At 54.8% G+C, this 26,613-nt stretch carries 26 protein-coding genes and 1 pseudogene; 21 read left to right on the forward strand and 6 right to left on the reverse strand.

Features of this window, described 5'->3' with window-relative positions:
* Window positions 1-391: 391 nt before the first annotated feature.
* From MQW23_RS05310 to MQW23_RS05340, 7 genes are all read left to right on the forward strand, one after another.
* Window positions 392-919: a CbrC family protein gene (locus MQW23_RS05310; RefSeq protein ID WP_252106797.1), complete on the forward strand. Its 528-nt coding sequence runs from the start codon at window positions 392-394 to the stop codon at window positions 917-919.
* A gap of 290 nt (window positions 920-1,209) precedes the next feature.
* On the forward strand, window positions 1,210-1,632 hold the full coding sequence (locus tag MQW23_RS05315) for a transglutaminase-like domain-containing protein (protein WP_319022804.1): 423 nt from the start codon (window positions 1,210-1,212) through the stop codon (window positions 1,630-1,632).
* Window positions 1,633-1,665: 33 nt separating this feature from the next.
* Window positions 1,666-2,103 (forward strand): nucleotide triphosphate diphosphatase NUDT15, encoded by a 438-nt coding sequence (locus MQW23_RS05320; RefSeq protein ID WP_252106798.1) that lies wholly within the window; start codon window positions 1,666-1,668, stop codon window positions 2,101-2,103.
* The gene (locus MQW23_RS05325; RefSeq protein ID WP_252106799.1) at window positions 2,100-2,681 is read left to right on the forward strand and encodes an LOG family protein; all 582 of its coding nucleotides are present in this window, start codon (window positions 2,100-2,102) and stop codon (window positions 2,679-2,681) included. The genes MQW23_RS05320 and MQW23_RS05325 overlap by 4 nt, the downstream gene beginning before the upstream one ends.
* A gap of 101 nt (window positions 2,682-2,782) precedes the next feature.
* Window positions 2,783-3,181, forward strand: coding sequence for an MAPEG family protein (locus MQW23_RS05330; RefSeq protein WP_252106800.1), 399 nt, complete (start codon window positions 2,783-2,785; stop codon window positions 3,179-3,181).
* 654 nt (window positions 3,182-3,835) lie between these two features.
* Entirely contained in the window at window positions 3,836-4,489 is a 654-nt protein-coding gene (locus MQW23_RS05335; RefSeq protein WP_252106801.1) for a phage tail protein, read from the forward strand.
* A 64-nt stretch (window positions 4,490-4,553) separates the two neighbouring features.
* The gene (locus tag MQW23_RS05340; RefSeq protein WP_252106802.1) at window positions 4,554-10,628 is read left to right on the forward strand and encodes a DUF4347 domain-containing protein; all 6,075 of its coding nucleotides are present in this window, start codon (window positions 4,554-4,556) and stop codon (window positions 10,626-10,628) included.
* A 107-nt stretch (window positions 10,629-10,735) separates the two neighbouring features.
* Here the strand turns inward: MQW23_RS05340 and MQW23_RS05345 are convergent.
* A pseudogene (locus tag MQW23_RS05345) lies at window positions 10,736-10,986 on the reverse strand (IS3 family transposase); the annotation flags it as partial.
* A gap of 349 nt (window positions 10,987-11,335) precedes the next feature.
* On the opposite strand from MQW23_RS05345, the gene MQW23_RS05350 reads away from it, so the two are divergent.
* Both MQW23_RS05350 and MQW23_RS05355 read left to right on the forward strand, forming a co-directional pair.
* On the forward strand, window positions 11,336-11,764 hold the full coding sequence (locus MQW23_RS05350) for a VOC family protein (protein ID WP_252106803.1): 429 nt from the start codon (window positions 11,336-11,338) through the stop codon (window positions 11,762-11,764).
* A 19-nt stretch (window positions 11,765-11,783) separates the two neighbouring features.
* The gene (locus MQW23_RS05355; protein ID WP_252106804.1) at window positions 11,784-12,164 is read left to right on the forward strand and encodes a hypothetical protein; all 381 of its coding nucleotides are present in this window, start codon (window positions 11,784-11,786) and stop codon (window positions 12,162-12,164) included.
* A 218-nt stretch (window positions 12,165-12,382) separates the two neighbouring features.
* On the opposite strand, the gene MQW23_RS05360 is transcribed toward MQW23_RS05355, so the two are convergent.
* Window positions 12,383-13,117, reverse strand: a complete 735-nt coding sequence (locus MQW23_RS05360; RefSeq protein WP_252106805.1) for an SDR family NAD(P)-dependent oxidoreductase — start codon at window positions 13,115-13,117, stop codon at window positions 12,383-12,385.
* Window positions 13,118-13,210: 93 nt separating this feature from the next.
* Between MQW23_RS05360 and MQW23_RS05365 the strand changes: the two genes are divergently transcribed.
* From MQW23_RS05365 to MQW23_RS05410, 10 genes are all read left to right on the forward strand, one after another.
* A complete protein-coding gene (locus MQW23_RS05365) occupies window positions 13,211-13,576 on the forward strand; it encodes a winged helix-turn-helix transcriptional regulator (protein ID WP_252106806.1) in 366 nt (121 codons plus the stop codon).
* Between the two features lie 624 nt (window positions 13,577-14,200).
* Complete coding sequence (locus tag MQW23_RS05370) at window positions 14,201-14,488, forward strand: hypothetical protein (protein ID WP_252106807.1); 288 nt, start codon at window positions 14,201-14,203, stop codon at window positions 14,486-14,488.
* A gap of 120 nt (window positions 14,489-14,608) precedes the next feature.
* On the forward strand, window positions 14,609-14,908 hold the full coding sequence (locus MQW23_RS05375; protein ID WP_252106808.1) for a hypothetical protein: 300 nt from the start codon (window positions 14,609-14,611) through the stop codon (window positions 14,906-14,908).
* A 158-nt stretch (window positions 14,909-15,066) separates the two neighbouring features.
* Complete coding sequence (locus MQW23_RS05380) at window positions 15,067-15,918, forward strand: HNH endonuclease (protein ID WP_252106809.1); 852 nt, start codon at window positions 15,067-15,069, stop codon at window positions 15,916-15,918.
* Window positions 15,919-16,030: 112 nt separating this feature from the next.
* The gene (locus MQW23_RS05385) at window positions 16,031-16,666 is read left to right on the forward strand and encodes a LysE family translocator (protein WP_252106810.1); all 636 of its coding nucleotides are present in this window, start codon (window positions 16,031-16,033) and stop codon (window positions 16,664-16,666) included.
* A gap of 64 nt (window positions 16,667-16,730) precedes the next feature.
* Window positions 16,731-17,162, forward strand: coding sequence for a hypothetical protein (locus MQW23_RS05390; protein ID WP_252106811.1), 432 nt, complete (start codon window positions 16,731-16,733; stop codon window positions 17,160-17,162).
* 178 nt (window positions 17,163-17,340) lie between these two features.
* The gene (locus tag MQW23_RS05395) at window positions 17,341-17,976 is read left to right on the forward strand and encodes a LysE family translocator (protein ID WP_252106812.1); all 636 of its coding nucleotides are present in this window, start codon (window positions 17,341-17,343) and stop codon (window positions 17,974-17,976) included.
* 66 nt (window positions 17,977-18,042) lie between these two features.
* Window positions 18,043-18,888 (forward strand): EamA family transporter, encoded by an 846-nt coding sequence (locus tag MQW23_RS05400; RefSeq protein ID WP_252106813.1) that lies wholly within the window; start codon window positions 18,043-18,045, stop codon window positions 18,886-18,888.
* A 107-nt stretch (window positions 18,889-18,995) separates the two neighbouring features.
* A complete protein-coding gene (locus MQW23_RS05405; protein WP_252106814.1) occupies window positions 18,996-19,412 on the forward strand; it encodes a lysozyme inhibitor LprI family protein in 417 nt (138 codons plus the stop codon).
* Window positions 19,413-19,502: 90 nt separating this feature from the next.
* A complete protein-coding gene (locus MQW23_RS05410) occupies window positions 19,503-20,156 on the forward strand; it encodes a DsbA family oxidoreductase (RefSeq protein ID WP_252106815.1) in 654 nt (217 codons plus the stop codon).
* A gap of 79 nt (window positions 20,157-20,235) precedes the next feature.
* On the opposite strand, the gene MQW23_RS05415 is transcribed toward MQW23_RS05410, so the two are convergent.
* Window positions 20,236-21,363 (reverse strand): glycerol dehydrogenase, encoded by a 1,128-nt coding sequence (locus MQW23_RS05415; protein ID WP_252106816.1) that lies wholly within the window; start codon window positions 21,361-21,363, stop codon window positions 20,236-20,238.
* Window positions 21,364-21,531: 168 nt separating this feature from the next.
* Window positions 21,532-22,665, reverse strand: a complete 1,134-nt coding sequence (locus MQW23_RS05420; RefSeq protein ID WP_252106817.1) for an E22 family MetX-like putative esterase — start codon at window positions 22,663-22,665, stop codon at window positions 21,532-21,534.
* Window positions 22,666-22,875: 210 nt separating this feature from the next.
* Here MQW23_RS05420 and MQW23_RS05425 point away from each other — a divergent pair, with 210 nt between their 5' ends.
* On the forward strand, window positions 22,876-23,853 hold the full coding sequence (locus MQW23_RS05425) for a ribonuclease Z (RefSeq protein WP_252106818.1): 978 nt from the start codon (window positions 22,876-22,878) through the stop codon (window positions 23,851-23,853).
* Here the strand turns inward: MQW23_RS05425 and MQW23_RS05430 are convergent.
* Complete coding sequence (locus tag MQW23_RS05430) at window positions 23,840-25,012, reverse strand: UbiH/UbiF/VisC/COQ6 family ubiquinone biosynthesis hydroxylase (RefSeq protein ID WP_252106819.1); 1,173 nt, start codon at window positions 25,010-25,012, stop codon at window positions 23,840-23,842. The genes MQW23_RS05425 and MQW23_RS05430 overlap by 14 nt on opposite strands.
* Window positions 25,013-25,109: 97 nt before the next feature.
* On the opposite strand from MQW23_RS05430, the gene MQW23_RS05435 reads away from it, so the two are divergent.
* Entirely contained in the window at window positions 25,110-25,967 is an 858-nt protein-coding gene (locus MQW23_RS05435; RefSeq protein ID WP_252106820.1) for an NAD-dependent protein deacetylase, read from the forward strand.
* Here MQW23_RS05435 and MQW23_RS05440 read toward each other — a convergent pair.
* Complete coding sequence (locus tag MQW23_RS05440) at window positions 25,964-26,587, reverse strand: DNA-3-methyladenine glycosylase (protein WP_252106821.1); 624 nt, start codon at window positions 26,585-26,587, stop codon at window positions 25,964-25,966. The two genes, MQW23_RS05435 and MQW23_RS05440, sit on opposite strands and share 4 nt — an antisense overlap.
* Between the last annotated feature and the right edge of the window lie 26 nt (window positions 26,588-26,613).

Genomic DNA, 26,613 nt, shown 5'->3' on the forward strand with positions numbered 1-26,613 from the left:
GGCTGCCATCCGCTCGTCCATTGCGCGAGTACCTAACGAAAAGCAGCGGCGGGCTAAAGCAGCGGCGGGCTAAAGCAGCAGTGGTTGGGTGTGCAGGTGATCTATGTGGGGCTGATGTAATTGCTTACCTGTTTATAACGAGCCCCCTGAATTGTGCCCTTCGTCGATAAGCGCATTGCAGAGTGGTGCGCCAACGGCAGTATGATTGAAACCGGCAAAACGCGCAGGCACGCGAATTTTGGGTATGCCGCCAAATCTTGCTTTGCGCACAATAGAAACAATGGGATAGAGTAAATTTCTGCGGTAGCATAACCTCAATGAATGTGCCATCGCGTTTACTGAGGTTACGTAGCCTTCTGTATAATCACTGTTAACTTTCTGAGGAGCAATCGTGGAACTCCCGAGGTACAAATATCACCCCGATCCAATTTCTACTGGTGCGATCAAGGAAAGCAGGAAAGTCTGCGAGTGCTGTGAACAGGCTAGAGGGTATGTGTATACATCAACTTTTTACACTGAGGAAGAAATTGAGTTTATCTGTCCGTGGTGTATAGCAGATGGATCCGCCGCTCAAAAATTTGATGGCATGTTCTCTGATGACTACCCGTTGCAAGAGGCCGGTGTACCAGAGGAGGTAATCTCAGAGGTGTGCAAGAGGACTCCAGGGTATAACTCATGGCAGCAGGAAGTATGGCAGGCACATTGCGGTACAGCATGTGAGTTCCATGGAGATGCAGAGAAAAAAGATTTAGTTGAGTTGACGGGCGAAGCGCTAGAAAGGTTTCTAAGTGTTGAAATGATAAAACCGGAGGTTTGGAAAAAGATTCTCGAGCATTACGAAAAAGGGGGGAATCCTGCTGTCTACAAGTTTAAGTGCCCTGAGTGCTCGGAAGTCATCTACACAATGGACTTTACGTAGTGTCAAAAGATAACAAGCGCATGTTGTCGGAGTGGTTTTACGCTGCGCTCCAAACCATCCACAAATGCGGGCGTTAGCCATGTTTGAAATTAAGACCATGCATGAGTATCTAGAGTCAACGGAATATATAGACTGGAGTTCACCAGAGGTGCTGGCTATGGCGAAGTTACTAGCCGCTGGCGCAGAGTGTCCCGAGCAGGTCGCAGAAAAATGCTTTGTCTTTGTGCGCGATCAAATCAAGCATAGTTGGGATTACGAGTGTGACCCATGTGACATGTAAGGCATCTGACGTGCTGAAACATGGAACAGGCTACTGTTACGCGAAGAGCCACCTGCTGGCAGCATTGCTTCGAGCAAATGGAATACCGGCAGGCCTATGCTATCAACGTTTAACCATTAGTGATGATGGGGATGGGCCACCTTTTTGTCTTCATGGTTTGAACGCTCTATATCTTGAGGAACATGGCTGGTATCGGGTCGATGCTAGAGGAAATAAAGAGGGTGTCACGACTGATTTCTGCCCACCGACTGAGCGTTTGGCATTTTCTATAGCCACTGTGGGGGAAGCGGATCTGCCGCAAATATGGGCAGCGCCAATAACGCCTGTTCTCGACGTGCTTCTATCCCAAAAGACCTATCTTGAGGTATTCGATAATCTGCCGGATATTCAGTTGAATGCGGCTAACCAGGCAATGGCCGCGACAAACGCGTGAATTGCGGCGTTAATCACAAAGAGGTTTTGTTGTATGTCTTCGCCGCAAGTGGGGGTAGGTGTTCTGATTATTCAGAATGGGTGCGTACTTCTTGGAAAGAGAAAGGGCGCTCATGGCGCGGGCACCTGGTCGGCACCCGGTGGTCATCTTGAATTTGGGGAATCAATCGATTCCTGTGCCCGACGGGAAGTGATGGAAGAAACCGGGCTTGTGCTCCAGGGTATTCAGCACGGGCCTTTCACCAATAACGTGTTCGAAGCCGATCAGAAGCATTATGTCACCGTCTTCGTGCTGGCAAGCCCTAAGGGCGGTGAGCCTAAACTGATGGAGCCAGACAAATGCGAAGGCTGGACATGGTTTGAATGGGATGCTCTCCCAAGACCCCTATTTCCACCCTTGAACACGCTGATAAACCAAGGCTATTCACCGATTTCGGCGGTCAATGTCGCTAGCGAACAAGGAATGCCATGAAGAGCCTATGTATATATTGTGGTTCAAACCCTGGTCGGCAAGAGGCGTACTCCAGAGCAGCCCGTGACCTTGCACGATCGCTGGTCAGCCGAAACCTAACGCTTGTTTACGGTGGCGCCAGTGTTGGCATCATGGGTCTGATAGCCGATACCGTTTTGCAACTTGGAGGGCAGGCTGTTGGGGTCATCCCTGAGTCGTTGGTGCGAAAGGAGGTCGCTCATCCAAACCTGACCGAACTGCATGTAACGCAGTCCATGCATGAGCGGAAAACCCTGATGGCTGAACTGTCTGACGGGTTTATTGCCATGCCCGGAGGGATAGGCACGCTGGAAGAGATTTTCGAGGTTTGGACGTGGTCCCAGCTTGGATTCCACCAAAAACCGTGTGGCTTGCTCAATGTGGAAGGCTACTTTGACGCGTTAACGACATTTTTTGATCATGCTGTAGCAGAGCAGTTCGTCAAACAACCTCACCGCTCGATGTTGATGGTCGATTCTTCATCTGAAACGCTGCTCGAGCGATTCACCCGCTACGAACCACCTACGGTTAACAAGTGGGTAGGGAAAGCGCAAACATAATGTGATAGCGGCTAACGATTCGCTCCATCGGAGCTGCGCAAAGAAAACGCGCAGCCCAATGAATTCAAGCGTTATGCATTCAATCTAATCGAGGAAAATTCATGTCAATTTCATTAATGTGTATCGCATTACTCTCGGCACTGGTTATCGGCCTTGGGTTCAACGTTTCCATGGCTAGAGCCAAGTCAAAAGCCATGTACGGCTATAAAGAGGATCCAGAAGACCATTTGTATAAATCAGTGCGCGCCCACAGCAATGCAATCGAATATGTGCCCATCATTGCTTTGTTGATTTACGTTCTGGGCCAGGGTGCACCATCGGATTGGGTGCTTTGGTGCATGGTATTCGTCACTGCATGCCGGTATTTGGCGGCTATTGGAATTGTGGCGCCCAAAACCATGGCGAAGCCAAATCCTTTGCGTTTCATCGGTGCGTTGGGTACTTACATCGGTGGTTTTGCGCTATCTGTCGCGTTATTGATAAACGCCATACTTGCGTAACCAGGCAGTGCAGTGAGCCTCTGAAAAGGGCGTTAAAGACATCGAGCAAGCCTGATTTATGCCGGTACTTTCAATAGATTATCCGCTAGCGAAAGATGGATATCACCGTTGCTCTTCAAGATCTATTCGTGCGACCTCCAGCCCGGTTTGAAGCTGGCCATTTGGCCCCAGGCGAGTATTGCCCATGATTCGGGTTTGCCGGTCGATCGGCCAAGCGCCACTGATCTAACACTCGGCCATAATGTCTCTTCCAGAGCAGAGGTCGATCAAGTGATGACCCAAGCAAGCGGAAGCGGCTGGCGCCTTGATCGTCAAGCCGGCACATGAAACGTTCTGGGGTGGCTATGCAGGGTACTTTCAAGACCTCGACAGGCACCTTTGGGAGGTGGTATGGAATCCAAAGCTGCTGCCTCATGATGAGGCCTAACTTAGGCCAGGAGATGACAATGTTTGGATGGTTCAAGAAAAACACGAAAGGTCCAGATTACTCTGGCGTCGACTCAAGAGCAAAAGCTGAGGTGTTGGCAATAAGTTTATATATTTCAAGGTGTTAAATAAATTTGATCTATTCCTGAGAAAACTAGTATTTTTTAGTGACAAGTAAGAAAAAATAGCTAATCATAGAGAAATAAAAGACAAAAAACGGGGTGGGATATGAATTTTTTTTCACCAGCTTTATCTTTGTCTATATTAGGAATGGCTGTATTTTCTTCTCCTGCTAATGCCACCTGCAGTAGCGAACCCTACATGGGGTCAATATGTTTGACCGCCGCTAGCTATTGTCCGGATCAGTACCTTGAGGCGAGAGGGCAGTTGATGTCTATCGCACAAAACACCGCTTTATTTTCGCTGCTGGGTACTACCTATGGCGGCGATGGTAGACAGACATTTGGACTACCCGATTTACAGGGGCGGACTCCGGTGGGTTTAGGTAATGGACCAGGATTATCCCCTGTTGCTGCTGGTCAAACCCGTGGTACCGAAACAACTACCTTGATGAGTGCCAATCTAGCCCCACATACCCATGCAGCTACTGTCACCAATACACAATTGCCGGTTTCGAGTAACAATAGCAATAATTCATCCGCACCTGGCAGTGCTAATCCCTATCTTGCCGCTTCAGGGGGCGGCCCTGGCAGTGCAACCATTTGGTCTGAGACTTTGACGTCCCCCTTTCCTGTAAGCGTCGAGGGTGGTCAGGTTCAGGTAGGATCGACAGGGCAAGCAGTACCTTTCAGCAACCTGCCTCCCCAGCAGGGTATTCGTTACTGTGTTGCGATTAATGGCCTCTATTCACCCCGCCCTTAATACCAACAATTAATTAACTAACATTGAAGACAAACTGTACCTGTTCACTGTTAATGAGGCTGCCATGACCGCCGTCGCCGTTATCGACTCTGCTCTGCCGGATTATAATGTGCTTGCTAACGCTGCGGCGTCGCATGGCATGAAGGTGCTGTACCTTACACATGACCAGGATAGCCTTGGCTTCCTGATTGAACAGCTCTCTTCACAACCCCTGCCGGTTGAGGCGCTGCATCTTTTATGTCATGGGCAGCCAGGCACCATTTACCTTGGCAATACACGTATTGCTAATGATAATTTTGCCGAGCTTGCACCTCAGCTAGAGAAGCTTGGTCAGCTGATTCAACAAGAGCTATTTTTATATTCGTGTTCTACTGCTAAAGGCGATGATGGCGCTTTTTTGATAAGCCGATTAAATGCTCTACTTGATGTCGATATTAGCGCATCAAGCACGCCTATCGGCAGCGACTTGTTAGGGGGTAGTTGGCGATTTGATATCACCACAGCACCATCGCATGGTTCCAGCCTCGCTGTAACTACCTATCAGCATCTATTATCACCCACGACCATTACGTTTAGTGCGGACGACCCTAATTGGGATACGGATTCAATTGCTCAAGATGGTGAAGGGGGAAGTGCTGATTACCCCATGATAGTGCTGGAGTTTTATAATATTAGCAGTGCCGCCGGTGATAAAGTCAACTCTATAAATTGGTACAGTAGTAATGATCTTGCCACAGGTGATGGTTTTAATGGCATCACTATCGATTATTCTAGCTATTTTAATGAATGGGCCGGGCTTGCCGTCAAAAGTCGTGACGGTGAAGAATTTAAATTTAATGGATTTGATTTTTACGACTGGGGCAACCAAATAGGTGAGACGGTATTAATCGAGGCCTTTCGCGATGGCCTTAGTGTTGGTGCAATCGTCAATTTTAGTGCCAATGCCACATCTGTTCGAGTAACTCAAGATTTATCTGCCAATCCAGATTTTGCAAACGTTGATGAAGTCCGCATCTATTACGCCGACGGCAGCGGCTACTCCTCCATTAACAATATTGTGGTTGATAACGCGGTCATTCCCAATAGCCCTCCACAATTTAACTCTGTAAACGCCTTCGCTATTAATGAAACCGCCACCAACGACAACATCGTGCTGTTGGATGTGCAGGCAGATGATGGCGATAGTGGTGTGGCGGACGCCAGTATTACCTATTCCATTACAGGCGGTACGGGGCAAAGCTATTTTGATATCGATCCTGACGATGGTAAGGTCCGCCTTAATGCCGCCGGTGCAGCAGCGCTCGACTATGAAACAGCCACTAGCTATACCTTGACGGTGCAGGCCGACGATGGCGAAAGTACTAACAACATCGCCACTCAAAACATCACCATTTCAATTAACGATATCGCCCCTGTCATCACCACCGGCCAATCCTTCAGCATTAACGAGAGCGATGCTAATAGCACCTCAGTAGGCACTATCGCTACCACGGGTGACGATAACTCGGTGACCTACTCCATCGAATCCGGCAACACGGGTAGCGTCTTCGCTATCAACAGTGCCACTGGCGAGATTACCCTGAGCGATACCAGCCAGCTCAACGCCAGTGCCAACGGCAGCTATACACTTAGCATACGAGCTACCGATGGCACGACACCCTCAACTGAAAGTGTCACCATCAACGTCATCGATGATGTGGCCCCTAGCGTTACTGGCATTGCGCCCAGCGGCCCGCCGAATGCTAATGCCGCCTCAGTAGATTACACCGTTAACTTTAGCGAAAGCGTCAGCAATGTATCGGTCGACGACTTCACCCTCACAGCCACCGGTACGGCGTCTGGCACGATTACTGCGGTTGTTGGCAGCGGTGATAGCTATACGGTCAGCGTTACCGGTATTAGTGGTTCAGGCGACCTGCGTCTTGATCTTAACAGTGGCACCGATATCGATGATGGGGCCACCAATACCCCGACAGGATATACCAGCGGCACGATCCACAACGTTGATCTGGTAAAACCGAGCGTCACCAACGTGACCTCGCCGACGGTCAACGGGACGTATAAAGCGGGTGACACCGTTGATATTGCGCTGACCTTTAGTGAAAACGTTTCGGTGAACACGGGGGGCGGTACGCCACAGCTAGCGCTGGAAACCGGCGCGACCGACCGACTCATTAGTTATATCTCGGGCTCTGGCACCAATACGCTGATGTTTAGGTATACCGTCCAGGCCGGGGATGAAACCAGCGATCTGGCGCTGGCGGGTACCGAGATCATCCTTAATGGCGGCTCTATAAAGGACTCGGCAGGTAACGACGCGGTGTTAGTCTTGCCCGCCTCAGGCGATGCTAACTCTTTGAGTAGCAATAAAGATATTGTGATTGATGCCGTCGCACCTAGCATTACGAGTATTGCGCCCAGCGGCTCGCCTGCGGCTAATGCATCCTCTGTGGATTACATTGTTACCTTTAGCGAAGACGTCGACGGTATTTCTATCGATGACTTCATACTCAACCCCACCGGCAGCGCTTCGGGTAATATCGCCTCCATTTCCGGCTCCGGCAGTAGCTACACCGTCACCGTGGACACTCTTACTGGCGACGGCACTCTGCGCCTTGATTTCGACAGTAATACGGACGTACAGGACGCTGCGGGGAATATAGCAGCCGCCTATACCAGCGGTTCGGCACACGGCGTTGATCGAGTGCAACCGAGTGTGAGCAACATCACCTCTCCGAATGCCGACGGGACTTATAAAGCGGGCGACACAGTTTACATCACTTTAGCCTTCAGTGAAGCCGTGACGGTCAGCGGTACACCGCAGTTGATACTGGAAACCGGGGCAACGGATCGCACCATAGATTATGTGGCCGGCTCAGGTACCGACACGCTGACGTTTGCTTATACCGTTCAGGCGGGGGACGAGTCCAGTGACCTCGCGCTGACCGATGCCGGAATCATACTCAATGGCGGCTCAATTCGTGATGCAACTGGTAACAACAGCGAACTTACTCTGCCCACACCGGGTGCCGCCAACTCGCTGAGCTCGAACAAGAACATCCTCATTGATGCCGTCGCCCCCGTCATCACGAGCGTTTCTATACCCAATAACAGTCATAAAATCGGCGATACTGTGACCGTCACCATTAGCGCGGGAGAGGCAGGCTTATCGCTGGATGCTGGCGCGGTGAACGGGGTAGCGGTCACCGATTTTACCGATCAGGGCGGCGGCAACTACACCGCCAATTACACGGTACGGGAGGGGGATACCTCTCGCGCTAAAGGCGACGACATCCCCATTAACTTTGTGCTGTCCGATGCGGCGGGCAATAGCTCTAGTGCTTACACCAATGCTATCAGCCAGAGCAGTGATGCCATTGACACTGTTCGCCCCAGCCTGGATGGCGCTATCGTACCGTCGCTAACCACCATTACTGACGACCAGATCGGCAGTAGTAGTTTTACCCTGACATTAAATTTCAACGAAGCGATGAATACGGGCATCGCCCCCACCATCACCTTCCCAACGGAAGACCCCACGAATACCCTTACCTTTAACGTTGGCAGTTGGGTGGATGCGACCACCTATATCGCCACCTTTGATACCACCGATGCCAATGAAGTAATCAAGGACGTGGACGTGCGCATCAGCGATGCTCAGGATGCAGCGGGTAATACGCTGACAGCCGTAACGCAAAGCGATGTTTTCAGCGTAGTGACCGCTACCAGCCCGGTTATTCAGGCGATCACCTCGCCCACCGCCGATGGCACCTTTGCGGTAGGCAGCAGCATAGATGTCACCGTGTCTTTCGATAAAGCGGTCGACTTTGCGGCCAACGGCGGTGCACTGACGGCCACGCTCAACACCGGCGCAACGATTCTCCTCACTAGTAGCGATGCCGCTAATCAAGTGCAGTTTAGTGGCCGCTATACGGTGCAAGAAGGTGAGACCGATGCTACGGGGCTTAACGTCGCCTCGCTAAATCTGACGGGTGGAGCCACGCTAGTCGCCCACGATAACGGCATAGCGGCGAATCTTGATACGTTACCCAGCGGGCAAAACCTTGCCGATAATACTAATTTGTCGGTTGATGCTAATTCTCCCGCGGCTGCCTCAGCGCCCACGCTAGCGGCCGATTCCGATAGCGGCGTGAGCGATAGCGACAACCTCACCAACCACACAACGCCCACGCTGACCGGCACAGGCGCCGAAGCGGGGGCTACCGTGACGGTGCGTGTCGATGGCAACAGCGTGGGTAGCACCACTGCCAATGGCAGCGGCGACTGGGCCTTCACCCTGGCCGCAGGCGACTTGAGCGAAGGCATCAACACCATTGATACCATTGTTAGCGATAGCGCAGGTAATACCAGCAGTGCGTCTGCGGATCTTGCGTTGACTCTGGATACCACCGCGCCCACGGCCAATAATGATACGACTGCCACAGTACGCGAAGATGCGGGGGAGACCCTGCTGACCAACGTTAACGGAGCAGGCGACAAGCTAACCGATAACGACATAGGCGCTGACGATACAGCCCCGGTGACCGCAATTAATAATCGCGCCGATGCGCTGGGCAACGCGGTGGTGGGCAGCAACGGTGGACGCTTTATCGTCAATGCTGATGGCACGGCCAGCTTCAATCCCAATGGCGAGTTTGAGGCCCTTGCCCACGGCGAAACACTTACCACCAGCGTGACCGTCGATGTTCAAGATGCTGCAGGCAATGTCAGTTCTTCTACTCTAACGGTGGCAGTGGAAGGAGTTAACAATGCGCCGACCATCGCCACCAACGTAGGCCCTAGCGTAAAAGCGGGACGTAGCATCACTTTAACAACGGCTAACCTGGACGCAGGCGATCCGGATAATGATGGCAATGGGCTCACTTATACCCTGAATACCCTGCCAACTTCAGGCGCATTGCTGCTTAACGGCACTGCCTTGACAGCAGGTGAAACCTTTACCCAACAAGACATCGATAGTGGTTTGGTGACCTTTACCGCAGGCAGCAGTGCAGGCAATGCCAGCTTTGACTTTACCCTGGCTGATGGAGGTGAAGATGGCGTGGAGAGTGTCTCCGGCACTTTGACCTTTAACGTGGAAGCCTCACCGACGCCTGAACCTGAGCCTGAGCCAGAACCTGAGCCAGAACCGGAGCCGGAGCCGGAACCTGAGCCCGAACCAGTCGAGCTCGTTAACTTTGTTAATATACTTTCTGCGGAGGGATGGGAATTACCATCTGAACTTCTGGAACAGTTGCGTAATACGACAACCTTTGTACGTTACCCTGAGTTCGATATGGTGCTGACGCCTATCATCCGTTTGTACAACGGCATTCTTGATCGCGTTGCTGAGCGAGAGGGTTTGGAGTACTGGGTAACACAACAAAACGCTGGGGGCAGCTTCAACCACATTGCTCAAGATTTCATGTTATCAGAAGAGACGGTCACTGCGTTGCAAGCCATGGGTAGCGATAATGCCACCTTTGTGGAGACACTTTATCAAGACGCGCTTGGCCGCGCTGCGGATGAAAGCGGCCGTGATTACTGGTTAGACGTCTTACTGGATAGTAACGGGGATCGTAGCGAGGTCGCCCGCTGGTTTGTCCAATCACAGGAGTATATTAACGTCAGCACCCCAATCGTGAACGGGAACAAGTTGCTGGCCTGGGGTGTGAATCTTGAGCAAATGGAAATGCGTTCGTTAGGCTTTGATACCGGCGTATCGGTAGATCAAGACCCACTGGCGGAAACATTGGTGCGACTCTATACCGGCTTGATAGGTGAAGTGCCCGATGAAGCAATGTTTAGTGAATGGCTGGAGAGTGGCCAATCGCCAGAAGCGTTAGCGGAAAGCTTGCTGGAAAGCCAAGAGTTGTTAACGAATGGGGAGCCATTAAATGTCGAGGCATTAATCGATACGCTTTATGAGCAGGTACTGAATCGGGCGCCTGATACGGTAGGTGAGCAGTATTGGCAAGAGGTCATGCAAAACGATGAGGTCAGCTTGATTGATATGGTATTGGCATTTACTGACTCCGCTGAGCACCAGCAGCTCAGCCGATCAGAGGTGGATAATTATCTTGATCCGGCTAATCTTATTGGCGTTGAAACGGATCTAGAAAGTTATTTGTTCAGTTGATATCTGGACTGAAATAAATGGCACTGCCCGTAACTGGTAGTGCCATTTTTTCGTCCTTTAATTCAGTTTTGGCTTGGTGTAACGGCAGCCAGATAGGTCATGACTGTAACATCCCGGTTAAAGTCGTCCAGCACGTTAAACGTTCGGAACCGGCGGCCACAGAACAGACTGTCGCTCATGAAATCCATGGACCCGTATCGATTAACGGTGGCGGGTACGCTCAATGGCTCCGGGAATCTTGGCGGGAGCCGTTGCTTGCCCTGTCGTCGTTTATTCAGGTTGAGTACACAATACAGCCGGTGGAACCGCTTGCGATTCCATTCATGCCCCAACGTCGCAACACCTTGACCAGTCGACCGCTCTCAACCTCCTTCAGAATCTTGACGATCTGTGACTCGCTGTACCGTAATTTCTTCATGTTGCTCTCCGTTTGCCTCATTGTAGGCCGGAGAACTCTAATGACGCATGCATCGATTTTAGGGGATGGTTACAATATCCAGGTCGGGAAGCAATGAGCCGTTTGCGGGCATTACGGTAAATAGCAAGGCGGTTATTGAGGCGCTGCTTGCCAATCTAATCCAAAAGTATGGAAGGTAGCCCGCCAGCATTTAACAAGGCCTGGCACAGCGATGCCTGCTGCATTGGGGCTTCGCCTTTATTCTTTAGCCGCCTTGTTGACTGGCGTTAGGCCCCAGGAGACATCTCGCATGAAAGCCCGAGTCACGGTCATCACTCTTGGCGTGGACGATCTAGCGCGCGCACTTTCGTTCTATCGCGACGGGCTCGGTCTGAGCACCGACGGCATCATCGGCGAAGAGTTCGAGCACGGCGCGGTAGCATTTTTCGACCTCCAGCCTGGTTTGAAGCTGGCCATTTGGCCCCGGGCGAGCATTGCCCATGACTCGGGTTTGCCAGTCGATCGGCCAAGCGCCACTGATCTAACACTCGGTCATAATGTCTCTTCCAGAGCAGAGGTCGATCAAGTGATGACCCAGGCGGAAGCGGCTGGCGCCTTGATCGTCAAGCCGGCACATGAAACGTTCTGGGGTGGCTATGCAGGCTACTTTCAAGACCTCGACAGGCACCTTTGGGAGGTGGTGTGGAATCCAAAGCTGCTGCCTCATGATGAGGCCTAACGTAGGCCAGGAGATGACAATGTTTGGATGGTTCAAGAAGAACACGAAAGGTCCAGATTACGCTGGCGTCGACTCAAGAGAAAAAGCTGAGGCGTTGGTTCAAAAGGGCGAGCTTCAAAAGCTGCTGCTTTTACCGGCCGAATTCGGTGGCGAAGACGTGCCACCGAACGTGGTGTATGTGCCAGCGTTCGCCGTTGAACTCAAGGCGAATACGGATCAAAACATCATTTTGCCGCTTGCTCAGGAAGGTACCATAACGCGTTACAACGCAGCCCCGGAGTATGAGGGTAAAAGCTTTATCCCGGCCGCCATCAATATCGAGGCTAGCGAGCCTGGCTCCTTTACCTACAGGGTCGCCATTTGGGGAAAGGCGCTGGATGAGTCCAATGCGACGGCCTGACTGAACGAACAACTGAACGCCCAAAGCGTGGCGTTAGTCGCTTATGAAAACCGCTGGCTCTCAATTTGCGAGTCACCGGACTCACCACGGCAATGGCGTGATCGAATGCGGCCTTGTGTCGTTGGGTGGCCCATCTCGGATATGAAAAGGGTCAGGTCGATTGGTGCTTAACCCAACTGACTCCTTCTGGTTTATCGCCTCCCGTTTCCCATCTGGCCCTAAACCTGGGCGTAGCCTCCGTCAACGAACACCTCGCTCCCTGTCATAAAGCAGCTATCGTCGGACGCCAGGAACGCCACTACGGCGGCGGTTTCCCTGGGGTCACCCAAGCGCTCAAGCGGTATGGCCCGCTTCATCTCGGCCACGGCCTCAGGTGGTAGCAGTTCCATCACCTTGTCTGTTTGGGTCGGGCCTGGCGACATTACGTTCACGCGAATGCCCGTTCCCCTGAGATCATGCGCCCAGCTGCGCGCCAAATTGCGTACGGCCGCTTTGGAAGCGCTGTAGATGCTCATGGCCGGGGTACCCATGCTGCCCACAGTGGAGCCGGTCAGGATGATAGAGCCGCCGCTGCTCATCAGCGGCAGCGCCTTCTGAACGGTGAAGAGCGTGCCTTTGACGTTGATGTCGAAGATGTAGTCGTAGTGCTCGGCGGTGATCTGCCCCAGGCGTGCGAACTCGCCGACGCCCGCGTTGGCCACCAGTACGTCCAGGTGGCCTTTCTCTTTCTGCACTGTCTCGAATATGCGGTCGAGATCCTCCGTTTTCGTCACATCCGCTTGAAGACCCTGGGCGTCGGGCCCCAGTGCCGCCGCCGCGTTGTCGAGAACGTCCTGGCGCCGGCCGACAATGAAGACGAAGGCGCCTTCGTCGATGAGGCGTTGGGCCGAGGCCCGGCCGATGCCGCTGGCGCCGCCGGTGATGAGTGCGATTTTGCCGTTTAGCCGATTCATGTTGGGGTTTCCGTGTGTGTTGACTCGATTCGCTTTAACGATATATAAACCACTTACAAATGTTCAAGTATGCACCTTTTGGTAAGTAGGGTTATGGCGAAAGAAAACTCAGAAAACCCACGCTTCATTTGCGGCCTACATGCAACGCTGCACGTGATGACCGGGAAGTGGAAACCGTTGATTCTGTTCTTTTTGAACAAGGGTCCGACGCGTTACGGCGAACTCAAGCGGAGCGTCCGCGGTGTAAGCGACAAAATGTTGATCCAGCAGTTGAAAGAGCTGGAGTCCGACGGCATCGTCCTGCGAACCGATTATGGGGAGATCCCGCTGCGCGTCGACTACTCGCTGACGCCCTTCGGGGAAAGCCTGGTGCGAGCCATGGAGCCGCTTTGCAACTGGGGTGAAGCGCACGAAGAGGACATTGCCGCCGCGATGGACCGCCGCCAAGCCAGCCGGTAGGAGGCCGGTGGCCTGACCGGCTGCTTCACCAACGCAAAGCGGCTACTCAAACCCGCTGGTCGCCTACCTTGCCGATAGTTATTACGGCGGTGTTTTTGCCTGACTCGCAACGGCTTGGCGCAAAGCTCATTGGCCACATATCGACGTTGGTTATTTCGACTCTCAAGCAGTAAAAGCCTTGGATAGCAAAGCCATTACACGTGCCTGCTGAGCCGTTTACCTACCAGCCCCGGTTGCGCAAGCACCTTGCTACGCTGCCCCCTGCTAAATACCTAACATTGCTGTTGGGCAAGCAGCGGTGGCTTGGTAGGGAGATGTGCTTGGAAAAGTGTGACTGCGTATCTATTGAGCGTGAGGTCATGCCCTTCAAACCAAGGCACCACATATGCAATGCCGGGTGTCCATATAATTGAAATCGGCAAAACGCGCGGGCACGCGAATTTTTGATATGCAGCCAAAATTTGCTTTGCTTACAACAGAAACAATGGGATAGAGTCAAATGTTATGGCCACATAACCTCAATGAACGAGCGGGCACGTTTATTGAGGTTATGCAGCCTTCTATATAAGCACTGTTAACTGTGCAGATACAGTATGAAATTGCGACTTTTGGAAGTAATCTTAAATGGATGCTGAGATATTTTTTCTATTAGCTGGTGTGTGGGTGCTTGGTGGTCTGGGCATAATGTTTTCTCTACTCAAGGCTAAACCGATCATGCTCTTATTCGGCGGAATCGTGCTGCTCCTGTATGGATCTTTGGCTGCCATAGGCGCAAGCATGAACGGTGGGCATATGAATTTTCCAGCACTCGAAATGGCGGGTAACCTCTTGACCGTCTTTTTCTCAGTGATCAGCAGCGTCATGATTGGTTCTGCTTGGTCTGAATTGCGTGCTCGCTATGGTGCCAGTTAACAAGGCGCAGCAGTTCGCGGCCGATGGCCGCCGGACGTCTTTTCCGTGGCTCCTTCGTCGCCACTCCAAGGTAGCCGCTGTGCTTCAGCGTTAGATTTATTCACGAATAAGGAGGCAAGCATGCCAATGGCGCAGTACAAAGAGAAACTTTTTGATGAACTTGAGGCCCGGTCTGATGATTGGACCTTCGCAGATTTCGAACGCAGACTTGGCGAGGTCCTTAAAGGTACTAGCGATCATGATGCGAAAGGCATCATTAATGATGCTTGTGATGTAGGTAAGTGGCCGAATACCGTGAAACGGTATCTGCTGACGAACTATAGAGTTCATGGGAAAGTCAGCTCTGAATTTAGCGATACTTTCCGCCAGATTTGCTCTTCTATGACTGACAGCGAAAAGAAAGAATGGGGGATAGATTGAAATCTAACCAGTCGGTCAACAGGACGCCAAAACGTATCGTTTTTGATTCCCTCCGCTGGCTACCTCAGCGTTAAAAATATTCAAGTATTGCGCGGAAATTTAACGCTACAAAACAGCAGTGTGCTTAATTTTTATTTAGGTAGCGAGAGGGTGAACTAATGTATGAAATCAGTAAGGGCTATAAAATACGTTTAGAGAAATACAGAAAAAGACATCGGGAATCAACGCTCTTATTTGAGAAAGTTGGTGCATACTTGAATGATAATTTCAATTGGAAAAATCAATCAGCAATCAGCCAAGAAAAAAAGCCAAAATACAGGTTAACACTGAATGAAAATGTATCACGTAGACCTAACATTAGTATAATTCCATACAAGGATAATGTACGTATAAGGATAGCGCATCGCCCCGAAGATGAAGCGATGCTTATTCAATCACTGCCTGTTTGTTTCGAGAAAATCATTTATAAAGATAAAAATGGCAGTGATGTGTCTGCTTTTGTTTTTACCATCAAAGAGCTCGCGCAATTAAAATTTATACAGGGAATTCATGTTGAAAAATATTTTTCGCCTAATGCAAAAGAAACTTCTAATAAAGTCCCAGACGGGCCATCCCAAAATAGCGATAGAGAGTTCACCGATGAAGTAATGCTCGCTGCAATTAAAACAAGAAAAGGTCAGCCATATTTTAGAAAAAAACTTTTAGATAGATATGAAAAAACTTGTATTGTTACTGGTTGCAGAATCGTAAGTTTGCTTGAAGCTGCACACATTGTTCCACATTCAAAAAAGGGTGGCTACGATCTGGATAATGGGCTTCTTTTAAGAAGCGATATACATAATCTTTTCGATTTGAATTTATTATCGATTGATGGGGATGGGGTCTTACATGTCTCATCATTATGCCAAGGGTCAGAATATGAGAAATATAACCAAATAACAATACTAAAAGATATTTCAATGCTATTGAGGGTGAATTTAAACAATAGATTTAAGAAATTCAAGATTTAAAATAAAGATTTTTAAAGAGGCGCTGCTGCACGGATAAAAAAGTTGGCAACTTTTTTTGTCACAGAGCGCATCATTAATCTTTAAGCATTGACAATCTCAGTAAGGGTAAAACATGGAAATAATGAATATTCTGACTTTTGTTTTGGTAGCCACGTTGCTAGTCGTTTCACCTGGCCCAAATGGCGTGTTGATAGCGAAAACGGTTCCCCTGTCTGGACGCAAGGCTGGTTTTGCTAACGTATGGGGATTTGTGGCGGCGTTCTATGTCCATGGGACTTTGTCTATATTTGGCATATCGGTTCTGCTTGTCCAGTCAGCTCACGCCTTTTTTGTCTTCAAACTGCTGGGAGCTGGCTATCTATGTTGGATAGGGGTTAAGTCCCTATTGGCGGTTTGGAAAAATGACCAAACTGTTCCAGTGGCATTTGCTCAAGAAAGCAAAAAGGTCATATCCATTCGCGGAGCATTCAATGAGGGTTTACTCACCAACGTGCTTAACCCCAAAGTATCCATGTTTTACTTGGCCGCTTTTCCACAGTTCCTATCCATTGGTGAGAGTGCCTCTCAAGCATACTTTCTGGTTTCTGCACATGCGGCTATCAATTTAGTTTGGTTTTCTGCCTTGGTCTTATTGCTGTCTCAGTTGAAAGGGCTAGCAAGTAGCGTTGGATTCACTAAATGGTTAAAGTCAGTCACTGGGAGCGTATTTATTGGTTTTGGTGCGAAATTGGCATTCTTAAAGCCTTAGAAGAAGGTCTAAAAAAGCATTGCAGCGGATGAGCCGTTAAGTGCGGCGTTATAGCGAACCAAACATGAAACTACTCATATTAACGATGACGCTGTTTCTCTCAGGCTGCGTTGTTTACCCCATCAACAAGACGCTTCAGCCCGAGGCCGAAATCCTCGTCACCGACGCGGAAGGAAAGCCCGTTCAGGATGCCTGGGTGTCTTTAATATCAAGCTCCTACCCGTATGGTCTTGAACAGATGAGAATGGGGGATAAAACCAATGATAGCGGCGAGGCGAGCTTTGCAGAAATAAAGGAGTGGCGCACGGAATCGCTGATGATTCACGGTGCAAGCGTGTTTTTTTGGAATTGGTGCGTCGTAAAAGCCGATTTTGAAACCCACACGACCATGTGGAGTAGTAGTGATGACTTTCAGGCCCAATACGACGTCACTCTTACGCTAGGGGAAAGCACGCCATGCCCAGAAGAGCTCAATAAGATTGGCCCCAGGCTCTAGCACGTACAGTAAGGCTGAGCCAAGGGTAGGTGAAGCATAATGCCCATTGAGAGTCTTTCCGCCGCCGACATTTATTCCCTTGGCCAAGTCGTGAAGTTCTCACCGTAAGGCGGTAAAGTTATTGAATAGCACGGTGACACCGCCGCTTTAACAATAACACCGTCATGGGAAGCCCAATATGTTCGATTATACGGTTCTGCACTGGATGACATTCTTATCGGCCGCAGTGCTTCTGAATCTTTCGCCAGGGCCGGATATCGCGTTCATTCTGGGGCAGACACTTCGTAACGGTCGGCGGCAGGGGTTGGCGGCCATGCTGGGGATCTGGACAGGGGCAGGGGTGCATGTGGTCATGGCGGCGGCGGGGCTATCGGCCATTCTCGCCACGTCCGCGCTGGCGTTTTCCGTCGTCAAATGGCTGGGGGCTGCTTATTTGATATGGTTGGGTATCAAAATGTTGTTATCAAAAGGTGATTCCTTCGTCTCGAACGATCACGCCAGCACGCAGAGTAGCCGCTCCGTTTATTGGCAAGGCGTACTCGTCTCGGCGCTTAACCCCAAGGTGGCCATTTTCTTTTTCGCTTTCTTGCCCCAGTTTGTGGTGCCCGGTGCGGGGCCTAACGGCGCGCAGCTCTTTTTGCATGGTTGCCTCATCATCGTGGTCGCGGCGTTCATCGAGCCACCCCTAGTCCTGGCAGGCGCTCGGTTGGGGTCGTTTTTGAAGAAAAATCGCCAAGTGGGGCTTTGGATGGATCGAGGGCTCGGCACCTTGTTCGTTGCTTTGGGCGTAAAGCTTGCGACGAGCAGCCGATAGCTTCGTACAGTCTGGAACATCAGCTTTTCCTCACCACGCAGGTTGACCGCCCAAGGAGTCGAGGACATGAGCCCCGAAATCACCCTGATCGTTCTGCTCGCGGCGCTCTTCAACGCCAGTTGGAACGCCATCGTCAAAGTGAGCGGTGACCGAATCGCCGTCATGGCGGTGATCACGCTATTGGGAAGCTGCGTGTCCGCGCTCGCCTTGCCTTTCGTCACGCTCCCGGATCCGGCCAGTTGGCCGCTTCTGGGGCTGGCTATTCTGATTCATACCGCTTATCACTTCTGCCTGCCCATGGCGTACCAGCATGGTGATTTCGGCCAGGTCTATCCCATCGCGCGCGGGTCGGCGCCGTTACTCGTCACTCTGGGCGCGGCCGCGTTCGCCGGCGAAATGCTGGGTATGCTACCGCTGCTGGGCGTTCTGTTTCTCGGGGTAGGGGTGATGTCGCTGGCTTTCGATGCGCGTACCGGCATCACGCGTAACCCGCGCGCCATCCTCCTGGCGTTGGGCACGGGCGCTTTGATCGCTTCCTACACGCTGGTGGGCGGTTTGGGGGCTCGGCAGGCGGGGTCGGTACTCGGCTTTGCGGTGCTTCTAACGCTTGGCAATGGCTTGCTGACGTTCGCGATTGCGTGGACATGGAAAGCCAGGGAAATAAAGAAGGTAATAGGCAGCCACTTGGCACCCGCCATGGCGGGCGGTGGCATGCAGGTAGGCGCCTACTGGATCGTCATTTGGGCCATGGCCTACGCGCCCTTGGGCATGGTCTCGGCGCTGCGCGAAACCAGCGTGCTGTTCGCCGCGCTGATCTCCACCCTCATCTTGAAAGAAGGCTTTGGCGTGTGGCGATTCGTATCGTCCGGGCTGATCGCGTGCGGCATTGCGTTGACGCGTTATAAGCCGTAGCCACTGCCCATCCGTCGTAGGTCGAAAGATGATCTCCCTGGTATCGAATGTGAGAACATGGCGGTTGTGCCCGCTTGGCCAACACCTTATGTGCGTTTGGAGACAACATGAAAAAGTGGCTATTCATAGTGCTCGCTTCGCTGTCGCTTTCCACCGTGGCGGACGACGAGGCGCTCGATTGCAATAACGTAAGGAATACGCTCGAGACCAATCGGTGCGCGGCTCTCGAGTTAGAGGCCGCCGAAGAGGTACTTACCCATTATCTGGAAACGAGCGTTGAGGATAATGCGGATGACCCGGAGTTAGTCGAGGCTATCCAGACAGCTCAAAAGCAGTGGCAGGCGTATGCTGCCGCCCACTGCGGCGCGGTCTATACCCAGTGGCGCGACGGCACCATTCGCGGCGTCATGGGCATTACGTGCCGTACCCGGTTAACGAAACAGCGAACGCACGACATTTGGCAAGACTTCCTGACCTATATGGACAGTACGCCGCCGGTGTTACCGGAACCCCCGGTCGAGTAACGTCTCGATTCGTTACATGGTGCTACTGCCGTTACGCTCGATAGACACTTACCATGCGGATCTTGAGTTTGATCGAGAAGAGGTTACCCAATGCAGACGTTGAGAATTGACTTGGTATCCGATGTGGCCTGCCCGTGGTGCGCCATCGGCTACCGGCGCCTGGAACAAGCGCTGGAAACCTTGAAGGGCGAGATCGAGGTCGAACTTCACTGGCAGCCTTTTGAGCTCAACCGCGATATGCCGCCGGAGGGCGAGCCGATTCTGGAGCACCTGTGTCAAAAGTACGGCAAGGACGCCGCCAGCATGGAGCAGTCCCAGCGTGAGATCATGAAGGTTGCCGAAGAGCTCGGCTTGAATTTCCGTGGCGCGCTGGAGCGCCGGGCGAACAACACCTTCGCCGCCCACCGGGTACTGGCCTGGGCCGGAACTCAAAACCTTGAGACGCCCCTGCAGTTGGCCCTGTTCGATGCCTACTTCGGTGAGGCGAAAAATCCTGCCGACCCGCAGGTGTTACGCGAGAAGGCAAGCGAGGTAGGGCTTGACGGCGACACCGCCGAAGCCATCGCTTGCTCTGATCAGTACGTGGACGAGGTTCGAGCGGCGCAGCAGCGGTTCATGGACGCCGGCGTCAACGCCGTTCCGGGGTTCATCCTCGAGGGGCGCTACCTGATCGCCGGCGCCCAGCCCGCCGAGGTGCTGGCCGATGCGCTTCGCCAAGTGGCGGAAGAGAACGCTAACCGTTGATGCTCGGTAGGCCTTGAAAAGAGTCGAGTAGGCGAGGAAAGGAGACGCCACTAGGGTGGCGTCTGTGATTTTTCAGGCTTTACTCGCTCAGCCCCACCTTCGCCATAAACGCCCGCGCGTGCACATCCACCGCCTTGATGGCGCTTACGACCTGCTGCGGCGTGAGCTCGTAGGCCAGGTTGTGGCTCGATTCGCCTTCCTTCAGCGCGGCCTCGGCGACGCGGTACAGGTCGTCATCGCTGGCGTCCTCGAGCTTCAGCGCTTTGAGCGTCACTGGCAGGCCCAGCGCCAGGTATAAATCCAGGTACTCTTCCAGCTCCGCCTGGGGCGTTTGATCCAGAATTAGCTGGGCGACGGTGCCAAACGCCACCTTCTCGCCGTGGGTCAGCTCGTGAATCTCGCCATGAAGCGCGGTGAAACCGTTGTGGATTGCATGCGCCCCGGCCAGGCCGCCGCTTTCAAACCCCAGCCCGCTGAGTAGCGTGTTGGCTTCCACTACCGCCTCGAACGAGGGCGTGACGATCTGCGCCTGGTTGGCCTGGTAGGCGAGCATGGCGTGCTCGAAGAGAATCTCTTCGCACTTCTCGCCAATGGTCGCGCCCAGGAGCGTAGCCTTACCGCCGGCCATATTGTTGGCGTTGGCGCGAATGGCAGCGCGGGCCTCGACCCACGTGGCCAGCGCATCGGCAATACCGGAGGCCAGAAAGCGCGGCGGCGCCTTGCAGATGATGCCGGTATCCACCAGCACCAGGTCGGGGTTCTTGTTGTAGAAGCGGTAGGACTCGAACTCGCCGTCGTCGTTATAGATGACCGACAGGGCGCTGGTGGGCGCGTCGGTAGAGGCGGTCGTCGGCAGCACGGCGCAGGCCGCGTCGAGTAGGTCGGCCACGCCCTTGGCGGTGTCGATCGTCTTGCCGCCGCCAAAGCCGATGACCACGTTGGCACGTTGCTCGCGCCCGAGCTTGACGATGCGCTCGATCTCGCGAGTGGAGGCTTCGCCTTCGAACACCACGCGCTCGAAGCTAACGTTTTCGCCCTGCAGGCTGTCGCTGAGCGCCTCGCCGGCGATATCCCACACCACGTCATCGGCGATCAGCAGCGCTTTCTTGCCGAGGGCGGCCACGTAGTGCCCGGCGCGCGCGGTGACGCCTTCGCCTTGCACGTAGCGGGCGGGGCTGATGAAGACTTTCTCGTTGGTCGCTTTCATGACTGATCGCTCCTGTGCATCAATGATTGGCTGGCCCAGTGTAGACAGTGCCCAGGCCGAAACGCTCTAATTGATTCAACAAACGTATCAGTAGCGACCGTTACCATGACCGGCGACAATAAAATGCCCCGCGCAAGGCGGGGCATCGTGGAATGGGGCAGGGTGAAGCTACTTCAGAAAGTCGCGCAGCAGATCACTTGCCTGGTCGATGGCGAGCACGCCGTCCAGGTGGCCCTGATTGCCTTGAAGCGTTTCCAGCGTCACCTCGTTACCCGCCTGGCGGATCAACGCGGCGGTGCGGCGCACGCCTTCCGCGGAGAAGACCTGGTCGTCTTCGCTATAGAGCATCAGCGTCGGCGCCTGAATGTTAGCGAGCCCTTCATCTGCGGATTCGCCGCCGGCCTCGAACGTTTGGTTGGCGCGTACCAAGTACAGCAGGTGATTGGCATCGGCGGTGTGGGCGCGAACGCCAGACAGGTTGTCCAGCGTCTGCTCGATCGCGTAGCGGGCGCCTAGCTCTTCAGCCGGGTCACGGTTTTCGTCCGCCCAATCGCGCGTGAAGGTGCGGTTCGCCCAGCGCCAGTGGCTGGCGTTGAGCGTGATCAGCGTGAGCGCCGCCTTGAGCCCATCAAGCGGCGGCTCGCCGTCGTAGTAGTCGCCTTCGTTCCAGTTCGCGTCCAGGCGGATGGGCGCCGCCCAGGTGTCGAGCATGGCGACCAGCCACGGGTCGGCGGCGCCGCTACCGATCACGGGCACCAGCCGCTCGACCCGCTCCGGGTAAACGCTGGCCCACTCGATCGCCTGCAGCGCGCCCATGGAGGGGCCCATCACCGCGTATAGCGACTCGATCCCTTGGCTCTCCAGCAGCGCCCGCTGCACCTCGACGAAGTCGCGAATCGTCACCACCGGGAAGTCCATGCCCCAAGGCTCGCCCGTCGCCGGGTTGATCGTGGCCGGGCCGGTCGTGATCACGTTCGGGTCATGGGCGTTGAGGTTGACCAGCGTGTCGGATGAAATGATATAAAAACGATCGGTATCCAGCGGCTTGCCCGGGCCGATGATGGCGTCCCAGTAGCCCGGCAGCACGTCGCTTTCTTCGTAGCGGCCAGCGGCGTGGCTGGTGCCGGAGAAAAAATGCGTGATCAAAATGACGTTATCACGCGCCTCGTTGAGCTCGCCGTAGGCCTCCCAGCCCACCCGAACGTTAGGAATCGTCTCGCCGCTTTGCGTGGTGAAGCGCTCGATCTCGAAGCTCTGTTTATCGACCAACCCGTCAAAGGCAAAAAGAGGCGTCGCGGTCATAAGGGCAAGGCTCGCTATCATCAGGGTGTGTCGGTGTAGGCGCGGCATGGAGTCTCCCGGGGGTATTGTGATTGTTTTGGTGTGCGTGAGAGGAAGCTCTATTGAGCATAGTCTGGATCGAGAATAGTCTGGATTAAGAATGGCTGGGATTGAGAATGGTCAAACACCGAGTTTTTTAACCACACAAGCGCATCGGGAGCATAAGCGCCCATGAACCTTCTGTTTCTCGGCACCTCCGCCGGCACGCCCACTAAAGAGCGCAATTTTTCCGGGCTGGCGCTTCGCGAGCGCACCGGCAAAGGCTGGTACCTGATCGACTGCGGCGAGGCCACCCAGCATCAGCTTCTGCACACGCCGCTGTCACTTCACGGGCTGCGTGCCATTCTGATTACTCACGTGCATGGCGATCACTGCTACGGGCTGCCGGGGCTTTTGGCGAGCGCCTCGATGAACGGCCGCACCGCGCCGCTGACGATCATTGCCCCTCGAGCGATCGAGCGGTGGCTCATGGCCACCTGCGAGGCGACCCAGCTTCGGCTGTCATTCGAGATGACGTTTGTCTTCTCCGAGACGTTGCCCGAGGTCGAGTTCGACGCGCTGACGGTCGCCACGACCCGCCTCTCCCACGGGGTGGACTCTTACGCCTACCGCTTTACCGAAAAGCCGGCACCGGCGCTCGACACCGAAAAACTGATCGAGCACGGCGTGCCGCGTGGCCCCTTGTGGGGGCAGCTTCATAAAGGCGAGGACATCGAGTGGCAGGGCGCAACGCTGAAAAGCGAGGCGTATTTAAAACGCGAGCAGCCGCCAGCCAACATCGTCGTTGCTGGCGATAACGATCGCCCGGAACTGCTGGCCAGCGCCTGTAAAGGAGCCCAGGTGCTGGTGCACGAAGCCACCTACACCGCTGCGATGGCGGACAAGGCCGCCGAGGTGCGCCACTCTTACGCCCGGCAGGTCGCCGAGTTCGCCGAGGCCGCTGGGCTACCGCATCTGGTGCTCACCCACTTCAGCCCGCGCTATCAGTCTCGTGCGCAGCCTTCATCGTCGATCGAGGAGATCAGAACGGAGGCCGAGCGCGTGTACTCGGGCACGCTTGTTCTGGCGCGGGATTTTCTGGAACTCAGCCTCGACAAGGCCGGTAACCTCTCGGAAGTCGTGCCCGCAGATACCTTCAACGCCACTTGAACGGATTCAGCCCGTTGGCCTGGCGCATCATTAGGCGTTTGGCCAGCGGCAGCCGTTCGGCCAGGTGTAGGCTGAAGTCGCCGAGCTGGCGAAGCGGTTTGGCGCCGGTGAACAGATGATGAAAACCGTCGGTGGCGGCGATCATGGCCTGGTTGGCCAGGCGGCGGTGCCACTCGTAGTGTTGCAGCGCGGAGGCGTCGCCTGCGTCAGTGTGCTTGAGGATTTGCTCGGCCAGGGTGTCGGCGTCGTGCAGGCCGATGTTCAGGCCCTGGCCTGCCAGCGGATGCACCACGTGGGCGGCGTCGCCCATAAGCGCCAAGCGCTTGGCGGTATAGCTTCGGGCGTGCTGGCGCTTGATTGGAAAGCTTGCGCGGGCCACCACGCGAGTAATGCTGCCCAAGCGTTTGGGAAACGCCGCTTCGATGGCGTCCATCAGCGCGTCGTCGTCCAGCGCCTCGCGCGCCTGAATGGCGTTGGGTTCGTCGTACCACACCAGCGAGGCGCGGTGGCCGGGCAGCGGCAGCATGGCTAGCGGCCCGGTGGGTGTGAAGCACTGCCAGCTCACGTCCTGCTGGGGTAGCGCGGTTTCCACGTTGACGATCATCGCGCGCTGGCGGTAGTCGTGGGTGGCGATGTCGATGCCGGCCAGCTCCCGGAGCCTGGAATTCGCGCCGTCGGCGCCGACCACCAGCTCGGCGCTCAGGGTTTTGCCGTTATCGAGCTCCACCGTGCGCCCACGGCCGCTGGCAAAGGTGGCGACCAGCGTGGTGTCGGTATAGAGCGTTACGCTCGGCAGGTTTTCCAGGCGCTGCCAAAGCGCGTGCTGAAGCGCAACGTTCTCGATGAAAAGCCCAAACTGCTCTAAATCGCTGTCCTTGGCCGAAAAGAGGCTATGCCCGGTGCCTTCCTGGTTCCACACTTCGATATGGCGAAACGCCGCGGTGCGCTCCATGGGGAGCTGCGCGCCGCTGGCCTCGATGAACTCGAGCGAGCGCTTGTTGAGCGAAGAGATGCGCAGGTCATAGTCGCCTTCGGGCGCTTTGGGCGGCGCGCCGCGCTCGATCAGTGCCACGCGGCGCCCGCTCTTGCCCAGCCGCGCGGCCAGCGCCGCCCCGACCATGCCGCCGCCAATGATGATGATGTCGTGATCCTGCTGCATGAGAAGCTCCTTTCTCCGCCGGGGGAGGGCACGTTATGGGCTCGGCCGATGTCTTACAGTATCGTTGGGATGTTAACTGGTTTTTTGAGGTGGCGTATTGACGCAGATAAAAAATCCAACCGATGTAGAGCAGGCAGGCGAGGAGCTGGCGGCGTTCATCGCTGGCCATCCGCGCCTTTTCATCATCACCGGCGCCGGGGTCAGCACCGATAGCGGCATTCCCGATTACCGCGACGCCAACGGCCAGTGGAAGCGCTCGCCCCCGGTGCAGCACGCTGATTTCATGGGCAATCTCCACGTGCGAAGGCGCTATTGGGCTCGCGCCCTGATCGGCTTCAAGGCGCTGGGCAGTGCCCAGGTGGGCGGCTCGCACCGAGTGCTGGCAGCGCTCGAAGCGCGCGGTCATGTGGAAATGCTGGTCACGCAAAACGTCGACCGGCTGCACCAGCGTGCGGGCTCACGCCGGGTGGTCGACCTGCACGGCCGGGCCGATACGGTAAGTTGCATGGCCTGCGGCTACTCGATGATGCGCTACGCCATGCATGCGGAAATGGCGCACATGAACCCGCGCTTCGCCGCTATGGACGCTGCCCACGCCCCGGACGGCGACGCGGATCTGGAAACCGATTTTTCGAGCTTTCGGGTCTACGACTGCCCGCGCTGTAGCGGCGTGATGAAGCCCGACGTGGTGTACTACGGCGATGTGGTACCCAAAGCGCGCCGGCTCGAAGCCGAAGCGGCGCTTGCGCGCTCAAGCGCGGTGCTGGCGGTGGGCACGTCGCTGATGGTGTTCTCCGGCTACCGGTTTTGCCGCGAAGCCCACGCCCGGGGCCTGCCCGTGGCGTCGCTGTCGCTCGGGGTGACCCGCGCCGATCATCTGCTCTCTCATCAGTGGCGCGCGCCGCTGACGCCGGTGCTAGCCCACGCGCTTGAGTGTCTCGATCGCGCGCCCTAGCGCGCTTTGGAGACCCACGGGTTGTCCGCGATCCAGAGCCGCCAGGGGGCGTCACGATCCGCCGGCTCGGCGTAGTCGATACCGACCCGCGGGCCGGTCGCCACGCGCTGCGGGGTGGGGCCCTGGGCGCCCCAGAGCTTGTCTGCGCGGGTCATGTCCTCGCCGTACAGGGCCTTGTCGATCGAAAGCGCCCGGGTGAGCTTGCCCGGGCCGTTGGAAAGCTCGCGATTTCGCGCCACGCGCACCCGTCGCATGGCGTCCTCGTTCAGGCAGGGCTCGACAGCGCGTACCAGCACTGCACACGGGTTGCCTTCCGGCTGGGTGACGATGTTCAAAAGCCAGTGCATGCCGTACACCAGATAGACGTAGGCGTGGCCGGGCGGGCCGAACATCGCCTCGGTGCGCGGCGTTTTGCGCCGATGGGCGTGGCAGGCGGAGTCCGTCGCCCCACGGTAGGCCTCGGTTTCGACGATGGTCGCGGCGATTAGCTCGCCCTTGACGCGGCGCACCAACTGGCAACCCAAAAGGTCCTGGGCGACTTCGAGGGTATCGCGGTCGTAAAAATCGCGGGGCAGAGGTGTTGAGAAGGATGCAGCGTCTGCAGAGTCGGAAAGCGCCATGAGTTCGCCATAAACTTGAGTCAGGT

Origin of the sequence: Halomonas sp. S3-1-1 (assembly GCF_023757625.1) — a bacterium.
In the GTDB taxonomy this organism is placed as follows: Bacteria; Pseudomonadota; Gammaproteobacteria; order Pseudomonadales; family Halomonadaceae; genus Vreelandella.